This is a genomic window from Diaphorobacter sp. MNS-0, assembly GCF_019602835.1.
Taxonomy (GTDB): domain Bacteria; phylum Pseudomonadota; class Gammaproteobacteria; order Burkholderiales; family Burkholderiaceae_C; genus Diaphorobacter; species Diaphorobacter nitroreducens.
In genome coordinates this window covers 45,984-62,157 of record NZ_CP080761.1, presented here as the reverse complement: position 1 = coordinate 62,157, position 16,174 = coordinate 45,984, and the positions used below count along the sequence as shown (strand labels likewise).

The following is a 16,174-nucleotide window of genomic DNA, read 5'->3' as shown; positions in this document are numbered from 1 at the left end:
TCTGGCGTAACGACTCAGCCCCCGAACAGCTTGTTGGCCGTCTCGGCCACCAGACGGCCCTGGAAGCGTGCGCCGTCCAGCTCGGTCGCGCTGGGCTGGCGCTGGCCCTGGCCGCCGGCGATGGTGGTCGCACCGTAGGGGGCGCCGCCCACCACTTCGTCCAGCGTCATCTGGCCCTGGAAGCTGTAGGGCAGCCCCACGATCACCATGCCGAAGTGCAGCAGGTTGGTGATGATGGAAAACAGCGTCGTCTCCTGCCCGCCGTGCTGCGTGGCGGTGGAGGTGAACGCCGCGCCCACCTTGCCGTTGAGGGCGCCGCGCGCCCACAGGCCGCCCGCCTGGTCGAGGAAGCTGCCCATCTGCGAGGGCATGCGGCCAAAGCGCGTGGGCGCGCCGACGATGATCGCGTCGTAGTTTTCCAGCTCGGCCACGGTGGCGACGGGTGCGGACTGGTCCAGCTTGAAGTGCGCGGACCGGGCGATCTCCTGCGGCACCGTTTCGGGCACGCGCTTCACGTCCACCGTGGCACCGGCAGAGCGCGCGCCTTCGGCGACGGCCTGCGCCATGGTTTCGAGATGGCCGTAAGTCGAGTAGTAGAGAACGAGTACCTTGGACATGACTTTCCCTTTTCAAGAACGCTTGTGCAGCCACAAGCAGCATGGCAGGCAGCGCGCGCAGCACCCCGCCGCCTTCATGGGCCAGCACACGGTGGCACCCCGCTCCAGCAGGCTCCACCGGCACTGGTTCGATCTCACTTAACCACCCCGGTCCTGCGCCGCGCGGTGCGCGCGCACCCGGGCAGCCAGGCAGCGCACGTAGTCATCGCGGATGCCCAAGAGGTCGAGTTGGCACGCCAGCTGGTCCAGGTAGTCGCGGTTGCTGCCCACGCTGCCCTGCGCGCTGGCGATGATGGCCGCGGTGTCGTCCAGCGACAGCCCGCCGCGGTGCAGCGGGTGCGCGGTGTTGGCGGACAGCACCAGCGCCCGCACACCGCCCTGCGGCGTGTGCAGCGGTTGAAAGCCCGGGCAGTAGCTGCCGTGGATCATTTCGCGCCGCCACAGCATGCGCGACTCCCGCTCCAGCAGCGCCTGCGGAATGCGGAATGCCAACCCCTCGCAGTCACCCACGCCGCGCTGCAACGTGAGCACCAGCCCCGGGCTGTCGGGTGTGCCGCGGCCGATCGTGGTGGCCAGCGCGAAGCGGCGCGCATGGTCCGCGAGCCGGGCGCGGCGCACCTCGTCAAAGTGGATGGCGGGGTTCCACATCAGCGAGCCGTAGGCAAACACCCAGAGGTCGCACCCCTCGCTCTGCGCCAGCACGGCCTGGCGTGAGCGCTCGACCACGTCATCGGGCAGCCGCCAGTCGGCGGACAGGCCCTGCTGGCGCGCCTGCGCATCCCAGGCGGCGAGCACCTCGTCGGTCAGGCGCAGCCCGCTGGCCTGGGGCGGCGTGAGCCGTCCTTGCAGTTGGGGGAGGTGCCTGAAGGCGTGGGGTTCCATGGTTGGGGTCGAAGCAGAACCGGGGGAAGGAGCGGGTCCGTACGCTGGAGAACGGCGCGGCGGCGCGCCGCTCTTCACTGCGGTTCACTGTATTTCGTATCCACCGCTTGATCAATGGGCCAGAGCGCATCACACCGTCCTGCATAACGGCCGAATGCAGGCTGCGACGAACGCTTGCCGCCCCGCGCCCAGCGGCAGGGGAACCGCCAAGCCGGTATGCGCGGCGCAGGGCTTGCCCTGGAGGGCGCGCCATCGCTCCTGTTTCAATAGCTGTTAGCGCTTGCTACGTAAGCGCTGGAAGCCCCCGGCACCTATCACGCAGCCTGCGCCTGGCGCCGTGCCACGCCACCGCCCACCAGTGCCGCCGAGACCACACTCAGCACCAGCGCCAGGGCCGAACCGTAGAAGATGTCGGCGGTCTGCCCGCGGTCCAGCAGCACGCCAAACAACGGCGCCGCGACGGAAAAGCCCAGGTCCAGCCCCGAATACACCGTGCCGTACACGCGGCCCGTGGCGCCGGGGGGCGCGGCGCGCTTGATGAGCATGTCGCGCGACGGGCCGGCAATGCCCACGCCCATGCCCGCCAGCGCCGCCACGGCCAGCGCCACCGTGCCGGGCAGTGCGCCCAGCCCCACCAGCACCAGCAGCGCGGCGGAGGCCATCAGGCAGATGCTGATGGTCTTTTCCAGCCGCACCACGCGGCCCACGAGGAAGCCCCCTATCACCATGCCCACGGCGCTGCACAGCATGTAGCCCGTGACCACCATGGAGGTCAGCGACAGCGGCATGTCGTACATCCGCTGCAGCGCCGGGGCGGCAAAGCTCTGGATGGCGCTGAGCGAGCAGGTGCTCCAGAAGAAGAACGAGAAGCACAGCCACACGGCCGGCAGCTTGAGGAAGGCCATGGGGTGTTCCTGCGCGTGCGCGCTGCCCGTGGCGCCCTTGGCCGGCGCATGCGCCCAGGCGCCCTGGCGATCGTCCAGCGCGTCGCGGTTCCACACCATGACGGCCAGCACCACCAGCGCCAGCGCACCGCCGCTCAGGCAGGCCATGCGCCAGGATCCCGTGGCCGTGGCGATACCCGCCATGAACAGCGGCGCGGTGGCCCAGCCCAGGTTGCCCGAGATGCCGTGCACCGAGAAGCCGTGGCCCAGCCGCGCGGGCGACACGCGCTTGTTGAGGATGGTGAAGTCCACCGGGTGGAACGGCGCATTGCCCAGGCCCGCCAGCACCGACGCCACCACCAGGCCGAGGTAGCCGCTGGCGCTGCCCGCGGTGAGGCCCGCCAGCGCAAAGCTGGCCAGCGCGGCGAACAGCACCGGGCGTGCGCCCACGCGGTCCACCAGGAAGCCCGACAGCGCCTGGCCCACTCCGGAAACCACGAAGAACACCGAGACCAGCAGCCCCAGTTCGGAATAGCTGTAGCCGAACTCCGCGATCAGGAAAGGAAACAGCGGCGGCAGCAGCAGGTGAAAGAAGTGCGAGGAGCCGTGCGCAAGGCCGATCAGGCCAATGGTGCGCGCGTCCTGGCGCAGGGTGGGGACAGCAGTCGTCATGGGCATGATCTTAGGCAAGGCAGTCGCGGCCGATATACGATAGTCGGCCAATTGCTGTCGTGATCATGCCAAGCCCGTCCCTTCCCCGCCCTGCCCCGCCGCCTGCCGAGCCCGCCGCGGCCAGCACCGCCGGCCGCGCCGCGCGGCCGGCGCGCGTGCTGTCGTATGTGGAGTCGCTCACGCCGCACCTGTTCGTGCCCAGCCGGGAGCGCCCCGTGCGCGCCAAGCACCGCGAACTGCGCGCCGACACACAGGTGCGCCCGCACAGCCATCCCTGGGCGCAGGTGGCCATCTCCACCACGGGCGTGCTGCGCCTGACGGTGCCGCGCGGCACCTACATCGTGCCGCCCTCGCGCGCGCTGTGGATCCCCCCGGGCGTGGAGCACGCCGTGACCATGGTGGAAGACGCCGACCTGCGCACGCTGTACTTCTACCAGCCGCCCGGGCGCTGCGGCCCCGCCGTCGCGCGCGCGCAGGAAGAGCCCTGGCGCCAGTGCCGCGTGCTGGATGTGTCCGAGCTGCTGCGCGCCGTGGTGCGCGAGATGCCCACCGACCCCGACGACGGCGCCCCACCGCCGCCCGAGCTGCTGCACCGCGAGCGCCACCTGAGCGCGCTGATCCTGGACGAGTTGCGCCGTGCCAGCAGCGTGCGCCTGGGCGTGGACCTGCCGCGCGACAAGCGCCTGCGCCACCTGTGCGAGGCGGTGCTGGCCGATCCCACGCGCCACGACACGCTGGCCGACTGGGCGCGCGACACCGGCGCCAGCCCGCGCACGGTGGCGCGCCTCTTTCGCCAGGAGCTGGGCAGCACCTTCACGCAGTGGCGCCAGCAGGTGATCCTGGCGCGGGCCGTGGCGCTGGCCGCGGGGCGCAAGCCCATCAACCAGATCGCGGCGGAACTGGGCTACAACAGCCCCAGTGCCTTCAGCGCCATGGTGCGGCGGGCCGTGGGGCTGGCGCCGGGGCGCTTCCTGGGGTCGCCGTAGATCTCAAGGCAAATAGGGCTCCAGCGCTTATCCCATAAGCGCAAGCAGCTCTTTTTTCAGGAGCACTACGCAGACAGCATGCCCGTGGCGGCGGCCAGCCGGGCCAGCGTCCAGCCCCGGCCCAGCAGCAGGCGGCGCGTGGCCAGGGCTTCCTGCACGCGCGCATCCACCTGGCGGCCCAGGTAGCGCGGGGTCTTGTGCTGCAGGCAGACATAGCCCTGTGGGTAATCACGCCCCAGGCGCTGCCACAGCGCGTGGGCCCCTGCGGACTGGCGCGCGCCGGACACCAGGCACTGCCCGCCGTCCAGCGCCCAGCGGTACACGGCCGTGGCAAGGCCCCGGCGCTGGTAGGCGGGCGCGTAGCGCGAATGCGGCGCGCGCAGGTGGCGGTCGGCGCGGCGGTTCAGTTCGACGAGGCGGTTGAAGACCGTGGTGCCCGCCAGGCACTGGCGCAGCGGGTCTTCGATGTAGACGTACAGCTCGCCATCGGCCACGCGGCTGCGCACGAAAAGGCCGGGGTGCCCCGGCAGGGGCGTGGAGGGCAGGCCATGCAGGGCGTCACCGGGAGAGTGCAGCCGCTGGTGCAGGGCCGAGAGTTCCTGCTCGATCGTGGCGTCGGGCGGGTCCACGTCGATGCGCAGCTCGGCGGGCTGCGCGAGGCGGCGCGCCTGGCGCCGGGAGACATCAAGAAAGGAGGAAAAAACGCCAGAAGCGTCGGGGGCGGGCGGCGGCTTGGGCCACGCCAGCCATGACGACCAGAACGGCGGCAGGGACAGGTACATGGAACTGCGGCAATAACAATGCGGCGCGCATGCTAGGCCACCGCGCGCCTGAAGGCCAGCCCCGCCGGCGATACCGCACCCCGCGGGTGCGATACCGTGCCGTTCTTGGTGTTTTCGGGCTATGGCCCGTGCAAGAAAAGCGCTGGCAGCTATGAATAACGAAGCACTTTCCCCATAAAGCGCCCACGAAAAAGCGGCCCGAAGGCCGCTTGCTTGCCGGGGGCCAAGCCCCTTGCGCCCCGCTCAGCGCGACAGCGCGCCGGCCGTGGCCGAGTCCAGGCGGCCGGTGACGGGCAGGCCCTGGGCCTGCTGGAACTCGCGCAGCGCACGCGCCGTCTTGGGACCGGCGGAGCCGTCGGGCGTGCCCACGTTGTAGCCCATGGCGTTCAGGCGTTCCTGCGCCTCGCGCACCGACATGGCCGCGCCCGCGCGGGTCTGCGAGGGAGCCGCGCCGCCATCCACGCCCAGGCGGCCGCCGCCGCCCAGGCCCTGGCCCTGCACCGACTGCGCCTTGTAGCTGCGCAGCGCCACAACCATTTGGTTGTAGGCATCCATGAACGCAGCGGTGATCACCTTGCCTTGCGCGGTGTTCTGGTAGCCCCCCAGGCCACCGCCGGCCGAGCCGCCGAACAGGCTTCCGAAGCCGGCAAAGTCGCTCTTGGAGGCGCTGCCTTCGGAGGCCGCCACCTGCACGCCCGAGCGGTTGTCCACCAGGGTCAGCATGGCGCTGGCCTCGCGCGTCTTCAGGCCGCCGCCGACGGCCGCCAGCGCACGGCCGCTGCCGCCGCCGATCAGGCCGCCCAGCACGCCGCCGATGGCGCCTGCGTCGTTGTTCGAGAAGATGATCTCGGGCGACAAGCCGTAGTCGGACGCCACCATCTGGCCCCGGCCAAAGTTGCTGCCGCCGCGCATCTCGCCGGAGCCCATGAGCTGGCGCTCGCGGTCCATGGCGCGCATGCCGGCTGCGCCGCGCTCCACCACGATGAAGCAGTTGGACTGCTGGATCAGAAGGCGCAGCAGGTTGGCCGTGGGGGGCAGCTTGTACTCGTTGCGCAGGATGGTGTACCAGCCGGCGTCCTGGTTCTCGACCAGCGACACGGTGCCCAGGGGCGACTGGCAGCGCTCCAGCTGGCCGCTCTCGTTGGCGGCGCTGCCGCCGGCGGCAGCGCCGGTGGCCACGGTCTTGGACTCGGCGCTGCCCATCCGCATGTTGGTGGTTTCGCAGCCGGTCAGGGCCAGGGCGGCGCAGGCGGCCGCCAGCAGCGTCAGTGGTTTACGGGACATAGCTTTCCTTCCTCTCTCTCTTTTCTTGCATTCCGGGGTGTGTGGACACGTCTCAACCGAGGCGTTGCGGTCTGCGCACCCGGTACGGGACCGGCGTGGCCGACGTGAATGCAAAGTCATACCGATTCGGCAGTTTTTGCAACCGATGTTTGCAAGTTGTTTCGTTTTAGTGTGGCGCAGCACCGTCCCCCGGCAAAGGCAATTGGTAGATCCACACCGCATGGCCGGCGAAGGAATCCAGCCGCGCGCTGGGGCACACGCCCGGCACGGCGAACGCCAGACTCACGAGCCAGTTGCCCGGCGCCATCTCCGCGCGGGCCTTCGCGGCCACACGGGCCATGCTCTCGGGCCGCTGGAACACGTACACAAGGTCGTAACCGCCCCAGTCTGCGGCCCAGAGGTCACCGCGCCGCACGCGCGCCCAGGGGCAGCGCAGCCGGCACAGCAACGCCAAAGGTCCGCTCCACTCCAGGCCGTGCAGCCGCGCCTGCGGATAGGCCGCGCGCAGGGCCTTGAGGCCATCGCCCAGGCCGCAGCCGGCGTCCAGCACGGCAGCACCCGCGGGCAGCGGCGCGGCGTCCTGCAGGCCATGCAGCGCACCCGGCGGGGTGGGAAACAGCGGCGCATCACGCCAGGCGTTGAGCGGATACACCAGCAGCAGCAGCGCCAGCGGCAGCAGCCAGCCCCAGGCCGGTAGCGCCACCGCGCCGCCCAGTGCCGCCGACAAGGGAAAGCCCAGCGCGATCAGGCCGCGGCGCCACCAGCCCTGCGCCAGCAGGCTGCCCGCCACACCCACGGCGCAGGCCAGCCCGAGCGCCGCCAGCGGGGCCACGCTGCCACGCAAGCCCGCGAACAGCAGCCACGCCGCCGCCCACACCAGCACCGCCGGCAGCGGCCAGGGCAGGACGATGCGCCGCGGCGGCGGCGCGTGCAGATGATGGAGTCGGCGGGGCCGGCGCGGCATGGGCACGGGCCGCAACGATGCGGCGTCAGCCGCCGCGCAGGCGCTCGATGAGGCCGTTGAGCGCCTCCAGCGAGCCGAACTGGATGGCCAGCTCGCCCATCTCCTCGACCCGGCTGCCGCGCTTGACGCGCTTCTTGACGCGCACCTCGACCTCGGCCATGAGCAGGTCGGACAACTCTTCCTCCACGCGCTTGAGGTCGCGCGACTTGTCCTTCTTGGGCTTTTGCGGCGTGAGGGCGAACTCCGCACCCAGCTTCTTGACGAGGCTCTCGGCCTCGCGCACCGACAGCTTCTTCGCCGCGATCTGGTTGCCCGCGGTGATCTGCGCCGCGCGCTCCAGCGACAGCAACGCGCGCGCGTGGCCCATGTCGATGTCGCCGGCCATGAGCATGGTCTGCACCGGCTCGGCCAGGTTCAAAAGGCGCAGCAGGTTGCTCGCCGCGCTGCGCGAGCGCCCCACGGCCTGCGCCGCCTGTTCGTGGGTGAGGCCGAACTCGCGGATCAGGCGCTGCAGGCCCTGGGCCTCTTCCAGCGGGTTGAGGTCTTCGCGCTGGATGTTCTCGATGAGCGCCATGGCCGCGGCCGCCTCGTTGGGCACGTCGCGCACCAGCACCGGCACCTCGGCCAGGCCCGCCAGGCGTGAGGCGCGAAAGCGCCGCTCGCCCGCGATGATTTCGTACAACGGCCCACTGGCGCTGAGGGCACCCATCGCTGCCGAAGCCCCCTGCGATGCACGCTCCTGGCGGCGCTGTTGCGCCTGTTCGTCGTCAAGGCGACGCACAAGGATCGGCTGCATGATGCCCTGGGCCTTGATGGATTCGGCCAGTTCGTACAGCGCGCCCTCGTCCATGCGCGTGCGCGGCTGGTAGATGCCGGGCACGAGACGGTCCAGGGCCAGCGTGCTCACCGGCCCGTCTGCCGCACCCGCTGCGTTGGCGCCGGCGGGCGCCTTGTCGGCCACCTTGGGGCCCAGCAGTGCTTCCAGGCCGCGTCCCAGGCCCTTGGGTTTCTTGGTGACCATGTGTCTTCAGTCCTTGTTCATCAATGCGCGCAGCAGTGCGTGCCCTTCGGGCCATTCGCCCAGGTCGGAATCGGCGTTGATATGGCCGCGGGGCCCGCAGTCCACGAAGCGTGCGCCCCACGCACCGGCCAGCGTCTGCGCACGCTCAAAGCTGCAGTAGGGATCGTCCTGGCTGCCCACCAGCACGGCCGGAAAGGGCAGCACCTGGCGTGCGATGGGCGCCCAGCCGGGGATCTGCGCGGCCAGGTCGGGCCGCTCCACATCGCCCGGCGCCACCAGCAGCGCACCGCGCACCTTGTGCGCGTAGCGGGTGTGCGCCGCCCACCACGCGGTGAGGATGCACCCCAGGCTGTGCGCGGCCAGCACCACCTCGCCCGGCGCATCGGCCACGACCTCTTCCAGCCGCGCGGACCAGTCGCCGCGCAACGGACGCATCCAGTCGTGCTGCTGCACGCGCTGGTAGCCATGCAGCCGCTCCCACTCGGTTTGCCAGTGGCCGGGGCCGGAGTTCTGCCAGCCGGGCAGGAGGAGGATCTGCGAGGGGTTCATGCGGCGTTACTATTATTTATATAGCTTATAGCGCTTATCCAATAAGCCTTGGAGGCTATTTTGACCGGTAAGACCTTGGCCAGGCATCACATGCGCTTCACGCGCTCCACCATCTCGCGCGCGAACTCCAGAAAAGCCTGGCTGCCCTTGGCCGCGGGATCGAACACCACGCCGGGCAAACCGTAGCTAGGCGCCTCGGCCAGGCGCACGTTGCGCGGGATCACGGTGTCGAACACCTTGTCGCCGAAGTGGTCCTTGAGCTGCTCGCTGACCTGGCTTTGCAGCGTGATGCGCGGGTCGAACATCACGCGCAGCAGGCCGATGATCTGCAGGTCGGGGTTCAGGTTGGCATGCACCTGCTTGATGGTGTTCACCAGATCGGTCAGGCCCTCCAGCGCGAAGTACTCGCACTGCATCGGCACGATGACGCCGTGGGCGCTGCACAGGCCGTTCAGCGTGAGCATGGACAGGGAGGGCGGGCAGTCGATGAGCACGAAATCGTAGTCGGAATCCACCGCCGCCAGGGCGGCTTTCAGGCGGCGTTCGCGCTGTTCCAGCGGCACCAGTTCCACCTCTGCCCCGGCGAGTTCGCGGTTGGCGCCCAGCACGCGGTAGCCGCACTGCTCCGACAGCACGGCGGCCTCCGGCACCGAAGCCGACTCCAGCAGCACGTCGTACACCGACAGCTCCAGCGCGCGCTTGTCCACGCCCGAGCCCATGGTGGCATTGCCCTGCGGGTCCAGGTCCACGAGCAGCACGCGCTGGCCGATCTTGGCCAGGCCCGCGGCCAGATTGACGGAAGTGGTGGTCTTGCCGACCCCACCCTTTTGGTTGGCAATGCAGAAGATCTTGGCCATGCGGGGCAATTCGCTATTACTTGGAAATGGCCAGCTTGACGCCGAAGCCGATGAGGAACACGCCCGCCGTTTTCTCCAACACGCGCGCCACCGTGGGGTTGGCGCGCATGCGCTCGGCCAGGAAGTGCGTGAGCAGCACCACAACCAGGCTGTACAGGAAGGTGAGCGTGGCGATGGTGGCGGCCATGGCGGCGAAGGTGACCAACCCGCGGTGCGTGGCCGGGTTCACGAACAGCGGGAAGAAGGCCATGTAGAACACGATGGCCTTGGGGTTGAGCAGCGTGATGACCGCCCCCTGGCGGAAGTAGTGGCGCGGCGCAATGTTCAGCACGGGAACATCCCCCGGCTTGGCGGTGAGCATCTTGTAGACCATCCAGCCCAGGTAGACGGCGCCCAGCCATTGCACGGCATGGAATGCCGCCGGATACGCGGCCAGCAGGCCCGCCACGCCCGCCACCGCCATCCACATGAGCACCTGGTCGGCGGCGATCACGCCCATGCAGGCGGCCATGCCGGCGCGCACACCGCCCTTGCCGGTGGAAGTGATGAGCGCCAGATTGCCCGGCCCCGGGATGGCGAGGAACAACACGATGGCGGCGACGAATGCGCCGTAGTCTGCAATGCCGAACATGGGAGCGCCTTGCGAAGCGGGAGGGGGCTTGAGTTTACGCGACGGGGCGCAGCCAGAGGATGCAGCGTTCGGCCTGCAGGCCCGGCACAGTGAGTTGTTCCACGTGAAACACGCTTACGTCCGCCGGTAGCGCGGCAATCTCGTCGTGCGGGTGCTTTCCCTTCATGGCCAGCCACACGCCGTGCGGTGCCAGTGCCTGGCGCGACCAGGCGGTGAAGTCCGCCAGCGCGGCAAAGGCGCGGCAACTGACCACATCGAACGGACCGGCCAGCGTTTCCACGCGCGCATGGATGCCACGCAGGTTGGACAGACCGAGGGTGCCCGCCGCCTGCTGGATGAACGCTGCTTTCTTGGCCACGGTGTCCACGCAACTCACATCCACTTCCGGGCAACAAATGGCGAACACCACGCCAGGCAGTCCCCCGCCTGATCCCACATCCAGCAGCCGTGCGCCCGGGCGGGCCGCACTGCCCTGCGCCGTTTGCGCGACATGGCGGCGCAGCGGCGGGACGGCAGCCAGGCTGTCCAGCAGGTGGTGCGTGAGCATTTCCTGCGGATCGCGCACCGCCGTGAGGTTGTAGACCTTGTTCCACTTTTGCAGCAGCGCCAGGAAGTCCAACAGCTGCGTGATTTGCGCTTCCGATAGATCCAACCCCAAGGCGTTGGCGCCCTCACGCAGGGTGAACTCAAGGCTTGTGTTCGACACCACGCTCATGCGACCGTCTCCACCCCATCCGCCGGCTGCGGGGCAAACCCTTTGAAACCGCCCTTCTTCAAGTGGACCATCAGCAGCGAGATCGCCGCCGGTGTCACCCCGGAAATGCGTGACGCCTGGCCCAACGTCTCCGGCCGGTGCTTCTGCAGTTTTTGCCGCACCTCGATCGACAAGGCCGCCACCTGCATGTAATCCAGATCTTCAGGCAGACGCAGCTTCTCGAAGTGCGCGGCGCGCTGCACCTCATCCCGTTGGCGGTCGATATAGCCCGCGTACTTGGCGGCAATCTCGACCTGCTCGATCACGGGTGCGCTCAGCTCGCCCAACGTTTCACGTGAAACAGCCTCGCTTGCATACTTGCCGCCATCCATGGTCGTCAGTGCGTCGTACCCCACGTCCGGACGGCGCAACAGGTCGAAGAGGTTGTATTCATGTTCGATGGCTTTACCCAGCACGCGCTCGGCCTCCACCGTGGGCAGGTTGCGCGGGTTCACCCATGTCGATTTCAAGCGCTCTGTTTCACGTGAAACCGCATCGCGCTTGCGGCTGAAAGCGTCCCAGCGCGCATCATCCACCAAACCCAAGCGACGCCCCGCCTCGGTCAGGCGCATGTCGGCGTTGTCCTCGCGCAGCTGCAGGCGGAACTCGGCGCGGCTGGTGAACATGCGGTAGGGCTCGGTCACGCCCTTGGTGATCAGATCGTCCACCAACACGCCCAGATAGGCCTCGTCGCGCGCGGGCACCCAGGCACCCTCCCCTCGGCATTGCAGCGCGGCGTTGATGCCGGCGAACAGGCCCTGCACCGCCGCCTCCTCGTACCCTGTGGTGCCATTGATCTGGCCTGCGAAGAACAGGCCCTGGATCTGCCGCGTCTCGAAACTGCTCTTGAGCGAACGCGGGTCGAAGTAGTCATACTCGATGGCGTAGCCCGGCCGCAGGATGTGCGCGTTCTCCAGGCCGCGCATCGAGCGCACCAGGTCGTACTGGATATCGAACGGCAGGCTGGTGCTGATGCCGTTGGGGTAGAACTCGTGCGTGGTCAGCCCTTCCGGCTCCAAAAATATCTGATGGCTTTCCTTGTCGGCAAAGCGGTTGATCTTGTCCTCCACGCTGGGGCAGTAGCGCGGGCCCACGCCTTCGATCTTGCCGGTGAACATGGGACTGCGGTCAAAGCCGCTGCGGATGATCTCGTGCGTGCGCGCGTTGGTGTGCGTGATCCAGCAGGGCACCTGGCGCGGGTGCATGGCCGCCCCACCGTACGCATGCGCCATGAAGCTGAACACCGGCACAGCATCCTCGTTCACGCCGCCGGGCATGCCATCGCCGGGCTGCTCCTCACACTGGCTGAAGTCGATGCTGCGCCCGTCGATGCGCGGCGGCGTGCCGGTCTTCAAGCGCCCCTGGGGCAGCTGCAGCTCCTTCAGACGTGCCGACAGGCTTACGGCCGGCGGATCCCCCGCGCGGCCGGCCGCGTAGTTGTTGAGGCCCACGTGGATCTTGCCGTCCAAGAAGGTGCCCGCCGTCAGCACCACCGTGCGACTGCGAAAGCGGATACCCACCTGCGTGACGGCGCCCACCACGCGGTCGCCCTCCACCATCAGGTCGTCCACCGCCTGCTGGAACAACCACAGGTTGGGCTGGTTCTCCAGCATGCGGCGGATGGCCGCCTTGTAGAGGATGCGGTCGGCCTGCGCGCGCGTGGCGCGCACGGCCGGGCCCTTGCTGCTGTTGAGAATGCGGAACTGGATGCCCGCCTCATCGGTCGCCAGCGCCATCGCGCCACCCAGCGCGTCCACTTCCTTCACCAGGTGGCCCTTGCCAATGCCGCCGATGCTGGGGTTGCAGCTCATCTGCCCCAGCGTCTCGATGTTGTGCGTGAGCAGCAGCGTGCGGCTGCCCATGCGTGCGGCGGCCAGCGCGGCCTCGGTGCCGGCATGGCCTCCGCCAACGACGATGACATCGAAATCCTGGGGGTACAACATGGTGGGGTGCTCCGGGCCCGCTGCGGCCCTGTCAAACGGTGAACAAGCCCGGCTTTCACGGCGCCGGTACCGCCCCACCCTCGCGCCTGCGCTGCCGGCCCGGCGGGGACCCGTGATTTTCCCATCTTTGCCACCCCGATGCGCGGCGGGGTTTGTTTCACGTGAAACCGCGCAGGAAAAGTGTGCCCGGCCTGTGCTCCAATCCCGCGCATGAAGTTCCTCGTGTTCGCGGGCAGCACCCGCACCCAATCATTCAACCGCCGTCTGGCCGCCGTGGCCGCACACATGGCGCGCGACGCCGGCGCCGACGTCACGCTGCTGGAGCTGGCCGACTTCGACATCCCCCTCTACAACGCCGACCTGGAGACCGCGGGCACCCCGGCCGACGTGATCCGGCTGAAGGAAGCGCTGGACGCCCACCCCGCCTGGGTGATCTGCTCGCCCGAATACAACGGCAGCTACACCGGCCTGCTCAAGAACACCATCGACTGGGCCTCCAGCCCCGTGGCCGGACACGCGGAATGGAGTGATGGCACTCGCCCGTTCGCGGGCAAGGTGGTGGGGATGCTCAGCGCGTCCAACGGCGCACTGGGCGGCCTGCGGTCGCAAAGCCACCTGGCGCCGCTGCTGCTCAACCTGGAATGCTGGCTGGCGCCGCGCCATTTCGCGCTGCCGCGCGCGGCCAGTGCCTTCGACGCCCAGGGCCAGCTGGTCGACGCAAGCCAAGCCGCCCACGTGCGCGGCGTGGTGGAGCAGGTCCTGTGGGCTGCCGGGCGGCTGCACGGCACCGCGTGACAGAAGCAAAAACCGGTACCAGCGCATATCCAGCAAGCGCTGACAGCTATGAATTAAATAGCGCCATGGATTGCCGCCCCGGCTGCGGCGCCTGCTGCACGGCGCCGTCGATCTCCTCGCCCATTCCCGGCATGCCGCACGGCAAGCCGGCCGGCATGCGCTGCGTGCAACTGGACGACGACGCACGCTGCCGCATCTTCGGCCGGCCCGAGCGCCCCACGGTGTGCGCCTCGCTGCGGCCCAGCCCCGCCATGTGCGGCGACAGCCGCGCGCACGCGATGCGCTGGCTGGCGTTCATGGAACAGGCCACACAGCCGTCCACGCCCCGCTGAGGCCGCCTTGCCCACCAGGCGCAGCGCCGCGGGGAAACGCCCCCACAAAGGCCTTGGCATGGCAGACCCGCGCAGGTCGGCATAGCATGCGCTGCGGAGATTTTCTTCATCACTCTCTTGAAAGGACAAGACCGCATGAAGCTCTACTACTCCCCTGGCGCCTGCTCGCTCTCCCCGCACATCGTGCTGCACGAAGCCGGCTTGGCCCACACCTCGGTGCTGGCCAGCACCAAGAGCCACAAGCTGCAGGACGGCACCGACTACTACACCATCAACCCCCTGGGCTACGTGCCGGTACTGGAGCTGGACGACGGCACGCGCCTGCGCGAAGGCCCCGCCATCGTGCAGTACCTGGCCGACCAGGCGCCGCACAAGAACCTCGCCCCCGCCAACGGTACGCTGGCGCGCTACCGTCTGCAGGAGTGGCTGACCTTCATCGGCACCGAGATCCACAAGGGCTTCACCCCCCTGTTCAAGCCCACCACCCCCGCAGACTACAAGCCCCTGGTGCATGAGCAACTGCTCAGCCGCCTCAAGTGGGTGGACGGCGAACTGGCCCACAAGCCCTACCTCATGGGCGAGCACTTCAGCGTGGCCGACGCCTACTTGTTCACGGTGACCAACTGGGCCCCCGCCGTGAGCCTGGACATCTCCGCACTGAAGAACCTGGCGGCCTACCGCGAACGCATCGCCGCCCGCCCCGCCGTGCAGGCCGCCATGAAGGCCGAGGGCCTGCTCAAGTAAGGCCCACATGGCCGCGCCCGGCATCTGCGGGGCGCGGCTTGTGCGCGCCGGCGCCTCACCGCAAAAAATCCCCCCGCACGCCGCACGCCCGGCGCCATCCAGGGCCGCCAGCCGGCCCCACCGCCGTACCCCCTCCCTGTTTGACGTAGCACAGAACCCGTGGTTCTGCAGCGCCTGGGTGTACTGCACGCCCTGAGCGATACCGGTAACCTTTGATGCGTGCCGCACCTCCCGCGGTCCGCTTTGCAAGAAGGTACTGAAGTCGCATGACCACTCTGTTCGATCCCATCCAGGCCGGTGACCTGCACCTGGCCAACCGTATCGCCATGGCGCCGCTGACGCGCAACCGCTCGCCCCGGGCCGTGCCGCGCGACATCACCGCCACCTACTACGCCCAGCGCGCCAGCGCCGGGCTGCTGATCACCGAGGGCACGGCCATCAGCCACCAGGGCCAGGGCTATGCCGATGTACCAGGGCTGTACGCCACCGAGCAGCTCGATGGCTGGAAGCGCGTCACCGCCGCCGTGCACGCACGCGGCGGCCGCATCGTGACCCAGCTCTGGCATGTAGGTCGCGTATCGCACCGCGCGCTGCAGCCGGGCGGCGCAGCCCCCGTGGCGCCCTCGCCCATCGTGGCCAAATCCAAGACCTATCTGGTCGACCCCGAGACCGGCGCCGGCCGGTTCGAGCCCACCTCCGAGCCGCGGGAGCTCGACGCCAGCGAACTGCCCGGCATCGTGCACGCCTTCGCCGCGGCGGCGCGCAATGCGGTGGAAACGGCAGGCTTTGACGGCGTGGAGATCCATGGCGCCAACGGCTACCTGCTGGACCAGTTCCTCAAGACCGGCGCCAACCAGCGCACGGACGACTACGGCGGCAGCATCGAAAACCGCGCCCGCCTCATGCTGGAGGTAACACGCGCCGTGGCCGATGCCGTAGGCCCGGGTCGGGTGGGCCTGCGCCTGTCGCCCGTCACGCCGGCGAACGACATCGTGGACGCCAACCCGCAGCCGCTCTACGAGTACCTGGCCCGCCAGCTTGCGCCGCTGGGCCTGGCCTATGTGCACGTGATCGAGGGAGCAACGGGCGGTCCGCGCGAGGTGGAAGGACGCCCATTCGACTACGCCGCCTTCAAGGCCGCCTACCGCGAGGCTGGCGGCCGGGGGGCATGGATGGTGAACAACGGCTACGACCGCGACATGGCCCAGGAGGCGCTGGCCAGCGGCCGCGCCGACATCGTGGCCTTTGGCCGCGCGTTCATCTCCAACCCCGACCTGGTGGAGCGCCTGCGGCGGGGCGCCCCGCTCAACGCCTGGGACCAAACCACGTTCTACGGCGGCGGCGAGCACGGCTACATCGACTACCCCGCGCTGGAGCAGGCCCCGGCCTGACGCAGGCGGCCCGCCAAGCATCACGCCCGGCGCCGGGCGTGATGCTTCATGGATGGATATAAAAACCGGCCCCAGCGCTGATGGGC

Annotated in this window: 17 protein-coding genes; 5 read left to right on the top strand and 12 right to left on the bottom strand. The window is 69.2% G+C overall.

Going from position 1 to position 16,174, the window contains the following annotated elements:
- Window positions 1-14: 14 nt before the first annotated feature.
- The 3 genes from wrbA to K2L43_RS00275 all read right to left on the bottom strand — a co-directional run bounded on the left by wrbA (window position 15) and on the right by K2L43_RS00275 (window position 3,061).
- Window positions 15-617, bottom strand: coding sequence for an NAD(P)H:quinone oxidoreductase (gene wrbA, locus K2L43_RS00285; RefSeq protein ID WP_172204993.1), 603 nt, complete (start codon window positions 615-617; stop codon window positions 15-17).
- A 138-nt stretch (window positions 618-755) separates the two neighbouring features.
- The gene (locus K2L43_RS00280; protein ID WP_019373988.1) at window positions 756-1,499 is read right to left on the bottom strand and encodes a gamma-glutamylcyclotransferase; all 744 of its coding nucleotides are present in this window, start codon (window positions 1,497-1,499) and stop codon (window positions 756-758) included.
- A 314-nt stretch (window positions 1,500-1,813) separates the two neighbouring features.
- On the bottom strand, window positions 1,814-3,061 hold the full coding sequence (locus K2L43_RS00275; protein WP_019373989.1) for an MFS transporter: 1,248 nt from the start codon (window positions 3,059-3,061) through the stop codon (window positions 1,814-1,816).
- 59 nt (window positions 3,062-3,120) lie between these two features.
- Here K2L43_RS00275 and K2L43_RS00270 point away from each other — a divergent pair, with 59 nt between their 5' ends.
- Window positions 3,121-4,041 carry a helix-turn-helix domain-containing protein gene (locus K2L43_RS00270; RefSeq protein ID WP_255580502.1) on the top strand — a complete coding sequence of 307 codons (921 nt, stop codon included), beginning with the start codon at window positions 3,121-3,123 and terminating at the stop codon, window positions 4,039-4,041.
- A 65-nt stretch (window positions 4,042-4,106) separates the two neighbouring features.
- Here K2L43_RS00270 and K2L43_RS00265 read toward each other — a convergent pair whose 3' ends face one another.
- From K2L43_RS00265 to mnmG, 9 genes are all read right to left on the bottom strand, one after another.
- A complete protein-coding gene (locus K2L43_RS00265; RefSeq protein ID WP_012655169.1) occupies window positions 4,107-4,823 on the bottom strand; it encodes an N-acetyltransferase in 717 nt (238 codons plus the stop codon).
- A gap of 243 nt (window positions 4,824-5,066) precedes the next feature.
- Window positions 5,067-6,107, bottom strand: coding sequence for a peptidoglycan-binding domain-containing protein (locus tag K2L43_RS00260; RefSeq protein WP_220638244.1), 1,041 nt, complete (start codon window positions 6,105-6,107; stop codon window positions 5,067-5,069).
- Window positions 6,108-6,273: 166 nt separating this feature from the next.
- Complete coding sequence (locus tag K2L43_RS00255; protein WP_110012162.1) at window positions 6,274-7,071, bottom strand: trans-aconitate 2-methyltransferase; 798 nt, start codon at window positions 7,069-7,071, stop codon at window positions 6,274-6,276.
- Window positions 7,072-7,096: 25 nt separating this feature from the next.
- Entirely contained in the window at window positions 7,097-8,092 is a 996-nt protein-coding gene (locus K2L43_RS00250) for a ParB/RepB/Spo0J family partition protein (protein ID WP_011803503.1), read from the bottom strand.
- Window positions 8,093-8,098: 6 nt separating this feature from the next.
- Window positions 8,099-8,641: an alpha/beta hydrolase gene (locus tag K2L43_RS00245; RefSeq protein WP_012655165.1), complete on the bottom strand. Its 543-nt coding sequence runs from the start codon at window positions 8,639-8,641 to the stop codon at window positions 8,099-8,101.
- 86 nt (window positions 8,642-8,727) lie between these two features.
- Window positions 8,728-9,498 carry a ParA family protein gene (locus K2L43_RS00240; RefSeq protein ID WP_011803501.1) on the bottom strand — a complete coding sequence of 257 codons (771 nt, stop codon included), beginning with the start codon at window positions 9,496-9,498 and terminating at the stop codon, window positions 8,728-8,730.
- Between the two features lie 16 nt (window positions 9,499-9,514).
- A complete protein-coding gene (locus K2L43_RS00235; RefSeq protein ID WP_220638243.1) occupies window positions 9,515-10,129 on the bottom strand; it encodes a LysE family translocator in 615 nt (204 codons plus the stop codon).
- A 34-nt stretch (window positions 10,130-10,163) separates the two neighbouring features.
- Complete coding sequence (gene rsmG / locus K2L43_RS00230; protein WP_220638242.1) at window positions 10,164-10,844, bottom strand: 16S rRNA (guanine(527)-N(7))-methyltransferase RsmG; 681 nt, start codon at window positions 10,842-10,844, stop codon at window positions 10,164-10,166.
- The gene (mnmG, locus tag K2L43_RS00225) at window positions 10,841-12,826 is read right to left on the bottom strand and encodes a tRNA uridine-5-carboxymethylaminomethyl(34) synthesis enzyme MnmG (protein ID WP_220638241.1); all 1,986 of its coding nucleotides are present in this window, start codon (window positions 12,824-12,826) and stop codon (window positions 10,841-10,843) included. The genes rsmG and mnmG overlap by 4 nt, the downstream gene beginning before the upstream one ends.
- Window positions 12,827-13,036: 210 nt before the next feature.
- Between mnmG and K2L43_RS00220 the strand changes: the two genes are divergently transcribed.
- The 4 genes from K2L43_RS00220 (at window position 13,037) to K2L43_RS00205 (ending at window position 16,088) form a co-directional block, all read left to right on the top strand.
- Window positions 13,037-13,621: an NADPH-dependent FMN reductase gene (locus K2L43_RS00220; protein WP_220638240.1), complete on the top strand. Its 585-nt coding sequence runs from the start codon at window positions 13,037-13,039 to the stop codon at window positions 13,619-13,621.
- 65 nt (window positions 13,622-13,686) lie between these two features.
- Window positions 13,687-13,953: a YkgJ family cysteine cluster protein gene (locus tag K2L43_RS00215; protein ID WP_041835834.1), complete on the top strand. Its 267-nt coding sequence runs from the start codon at window positions 13,687-13,689 to the stop codon at window positions 13,951-13,953.
- Between the two features lie 135 nt (window positions 13,954-14,088).
- Window positions 14,089-14,697 carry a glutathione transferase GstA gene (gene gstA / locus K2L43_RS00210; protein ID WP_220638239.1) on the top strand — a complete coding sequence of 203 codons (609 nt, stop codon included), beginning with the start codon at window positions 14,089-14,091 and terminating at the stop codon, window positions 14,695-14,697.
- A 266-nt stretch (window positions 14,698-14,963) separates the two neighbouring features.
- A complete protein-coding gene (locus K2L43_RS00205) occupies window positions 14,964-16,088 on the top strand; it encodes an alkene reductase (RefSeq protein ID WP_220638238.1) in 1,125 nt (374 codons plus the stop codon).
- Window positions 16,089-16,174: the final 86 nt, after the last annotated feature.

Bases quoted from the DNA above. Each gene is read 5' to 3' on its own strand.
- K2L43_RS00260 (WP_220638244.1), bottom strand. From the start codon at position 6,107: ATGTCCCGTAAACCACTGACGCTGCTGGCGGCCGCCTGCGCCGCCCTG.
- K2L43_RS00220 (WP_220638240.1), top strand. From the start codon at position 13,037: ATGAAGTTCCTCGTGTTCGCGGGCAGCACCCGCACCCAATCATTCAAC.
- K2L43_RS00235 (WP_220638243.1), bottom strand. From the start codon at position 10,129: ATGTTCGGCATTGCAGACTACGGCGCATTCGTCGCCGCCATCGTGTTG.
- K2L43_RS00255 (WP_110012162.1), bottom strand. From the start codon at position 7,071: ATGCCGCGCCGGCCCCGCCGACTCCATCATCTGCACGCGCCGCCGCCG.
- K2L43_RS00280 (WP_019373988.1), bottom strand. From the start codon at position 1,499: ATGGAACCCCACGCCTTCAGGCACCTCCCCCAACTGCAAGGACGGCTC.
- K2L43_RS00215 (WP_041835834.1), top strand. From the start codon at position 13,687: ATGGATTGCCGCCCCGGCTGCGGCGCCTGCTGCACGGCGCCGTCGATC.
- K2L43_RS00265 (WP_012655169.1), bottom strand. From the start codon at position 4,823: ATGTACCTGTCCCTGCCGCCGTTCTGGTCGTCATGGCTGGCGTGGCCC.
- K2L43_RS00240 (WP_011803501.1), bottom strand. From the start codon at position 9,498: ATGGCCAAGATCTTCTGCATTGCCAACCAAAAGGGTGGGGTCGGCAAG.
- K2L43_RS00275 (WP_019373989.1), bottom strand. From the start codon at position 3,061: ATGCCCATGACGACTGCTGTCCCCACCCTGCGCCAGGACGCGCGCACC.
- mnmG (WP_220638241.1), bottom strand. From the start codon at position 12,826: ATGTTGTACCCCCAGGATTTCGATGTCATCGTCGTTGGCGGAGGCCAT.
- K2L43_RS00250 (WP_011803503.1), bottom strand. From the start codon at position 8,092: ATGGTCACCAAGAAACCCAAGGGCCTGGGACGCGGCCTGGAAGCACTG.
- wrbA (WP_172204993.1), bottom strand. From the start codon at position 617: ATGTCCAAGGTACTCGTTCTCTACTACTCGACTTACGGCCATCTCGAA.
- K2L43_RS00205 (WP_220638238.1), top strand. From the start codon at position 14,964: ATGACCACTCTGTTCGATCCCATCCAGGCCGGTGACCTGCACCTGGCC.
- K2L43_RS00245 (WP_012655165.1), bottom strand. From the start codon at position 8,641: ATGAACCCCTCGCAGATCCTCCTCCTGCCCGGCTGGCAGAACTCCGGC.
- K2L43_RS00270 (WP_255580502.1), top strand. From the start codon at position 3,121: ATGCCAAGCCCGTCCCTTCCCCGCCCTGCCCCGCCGCCTGCCGAGCCC.
- rsmG (WP_220638242.1), bottom strand. From the start codon at position 10,844: ATGAGCGTGGTGTCGAACACAAGCCTTGAGTTCACCCTGCGTGAGGGC.
- gstA (WP_220638239.1), top strand. From the start codon at position 14,089: ATGAAGCTCTACTACTCCCCTGGCGCCTGCTCGCTCTCCCCGCACATC.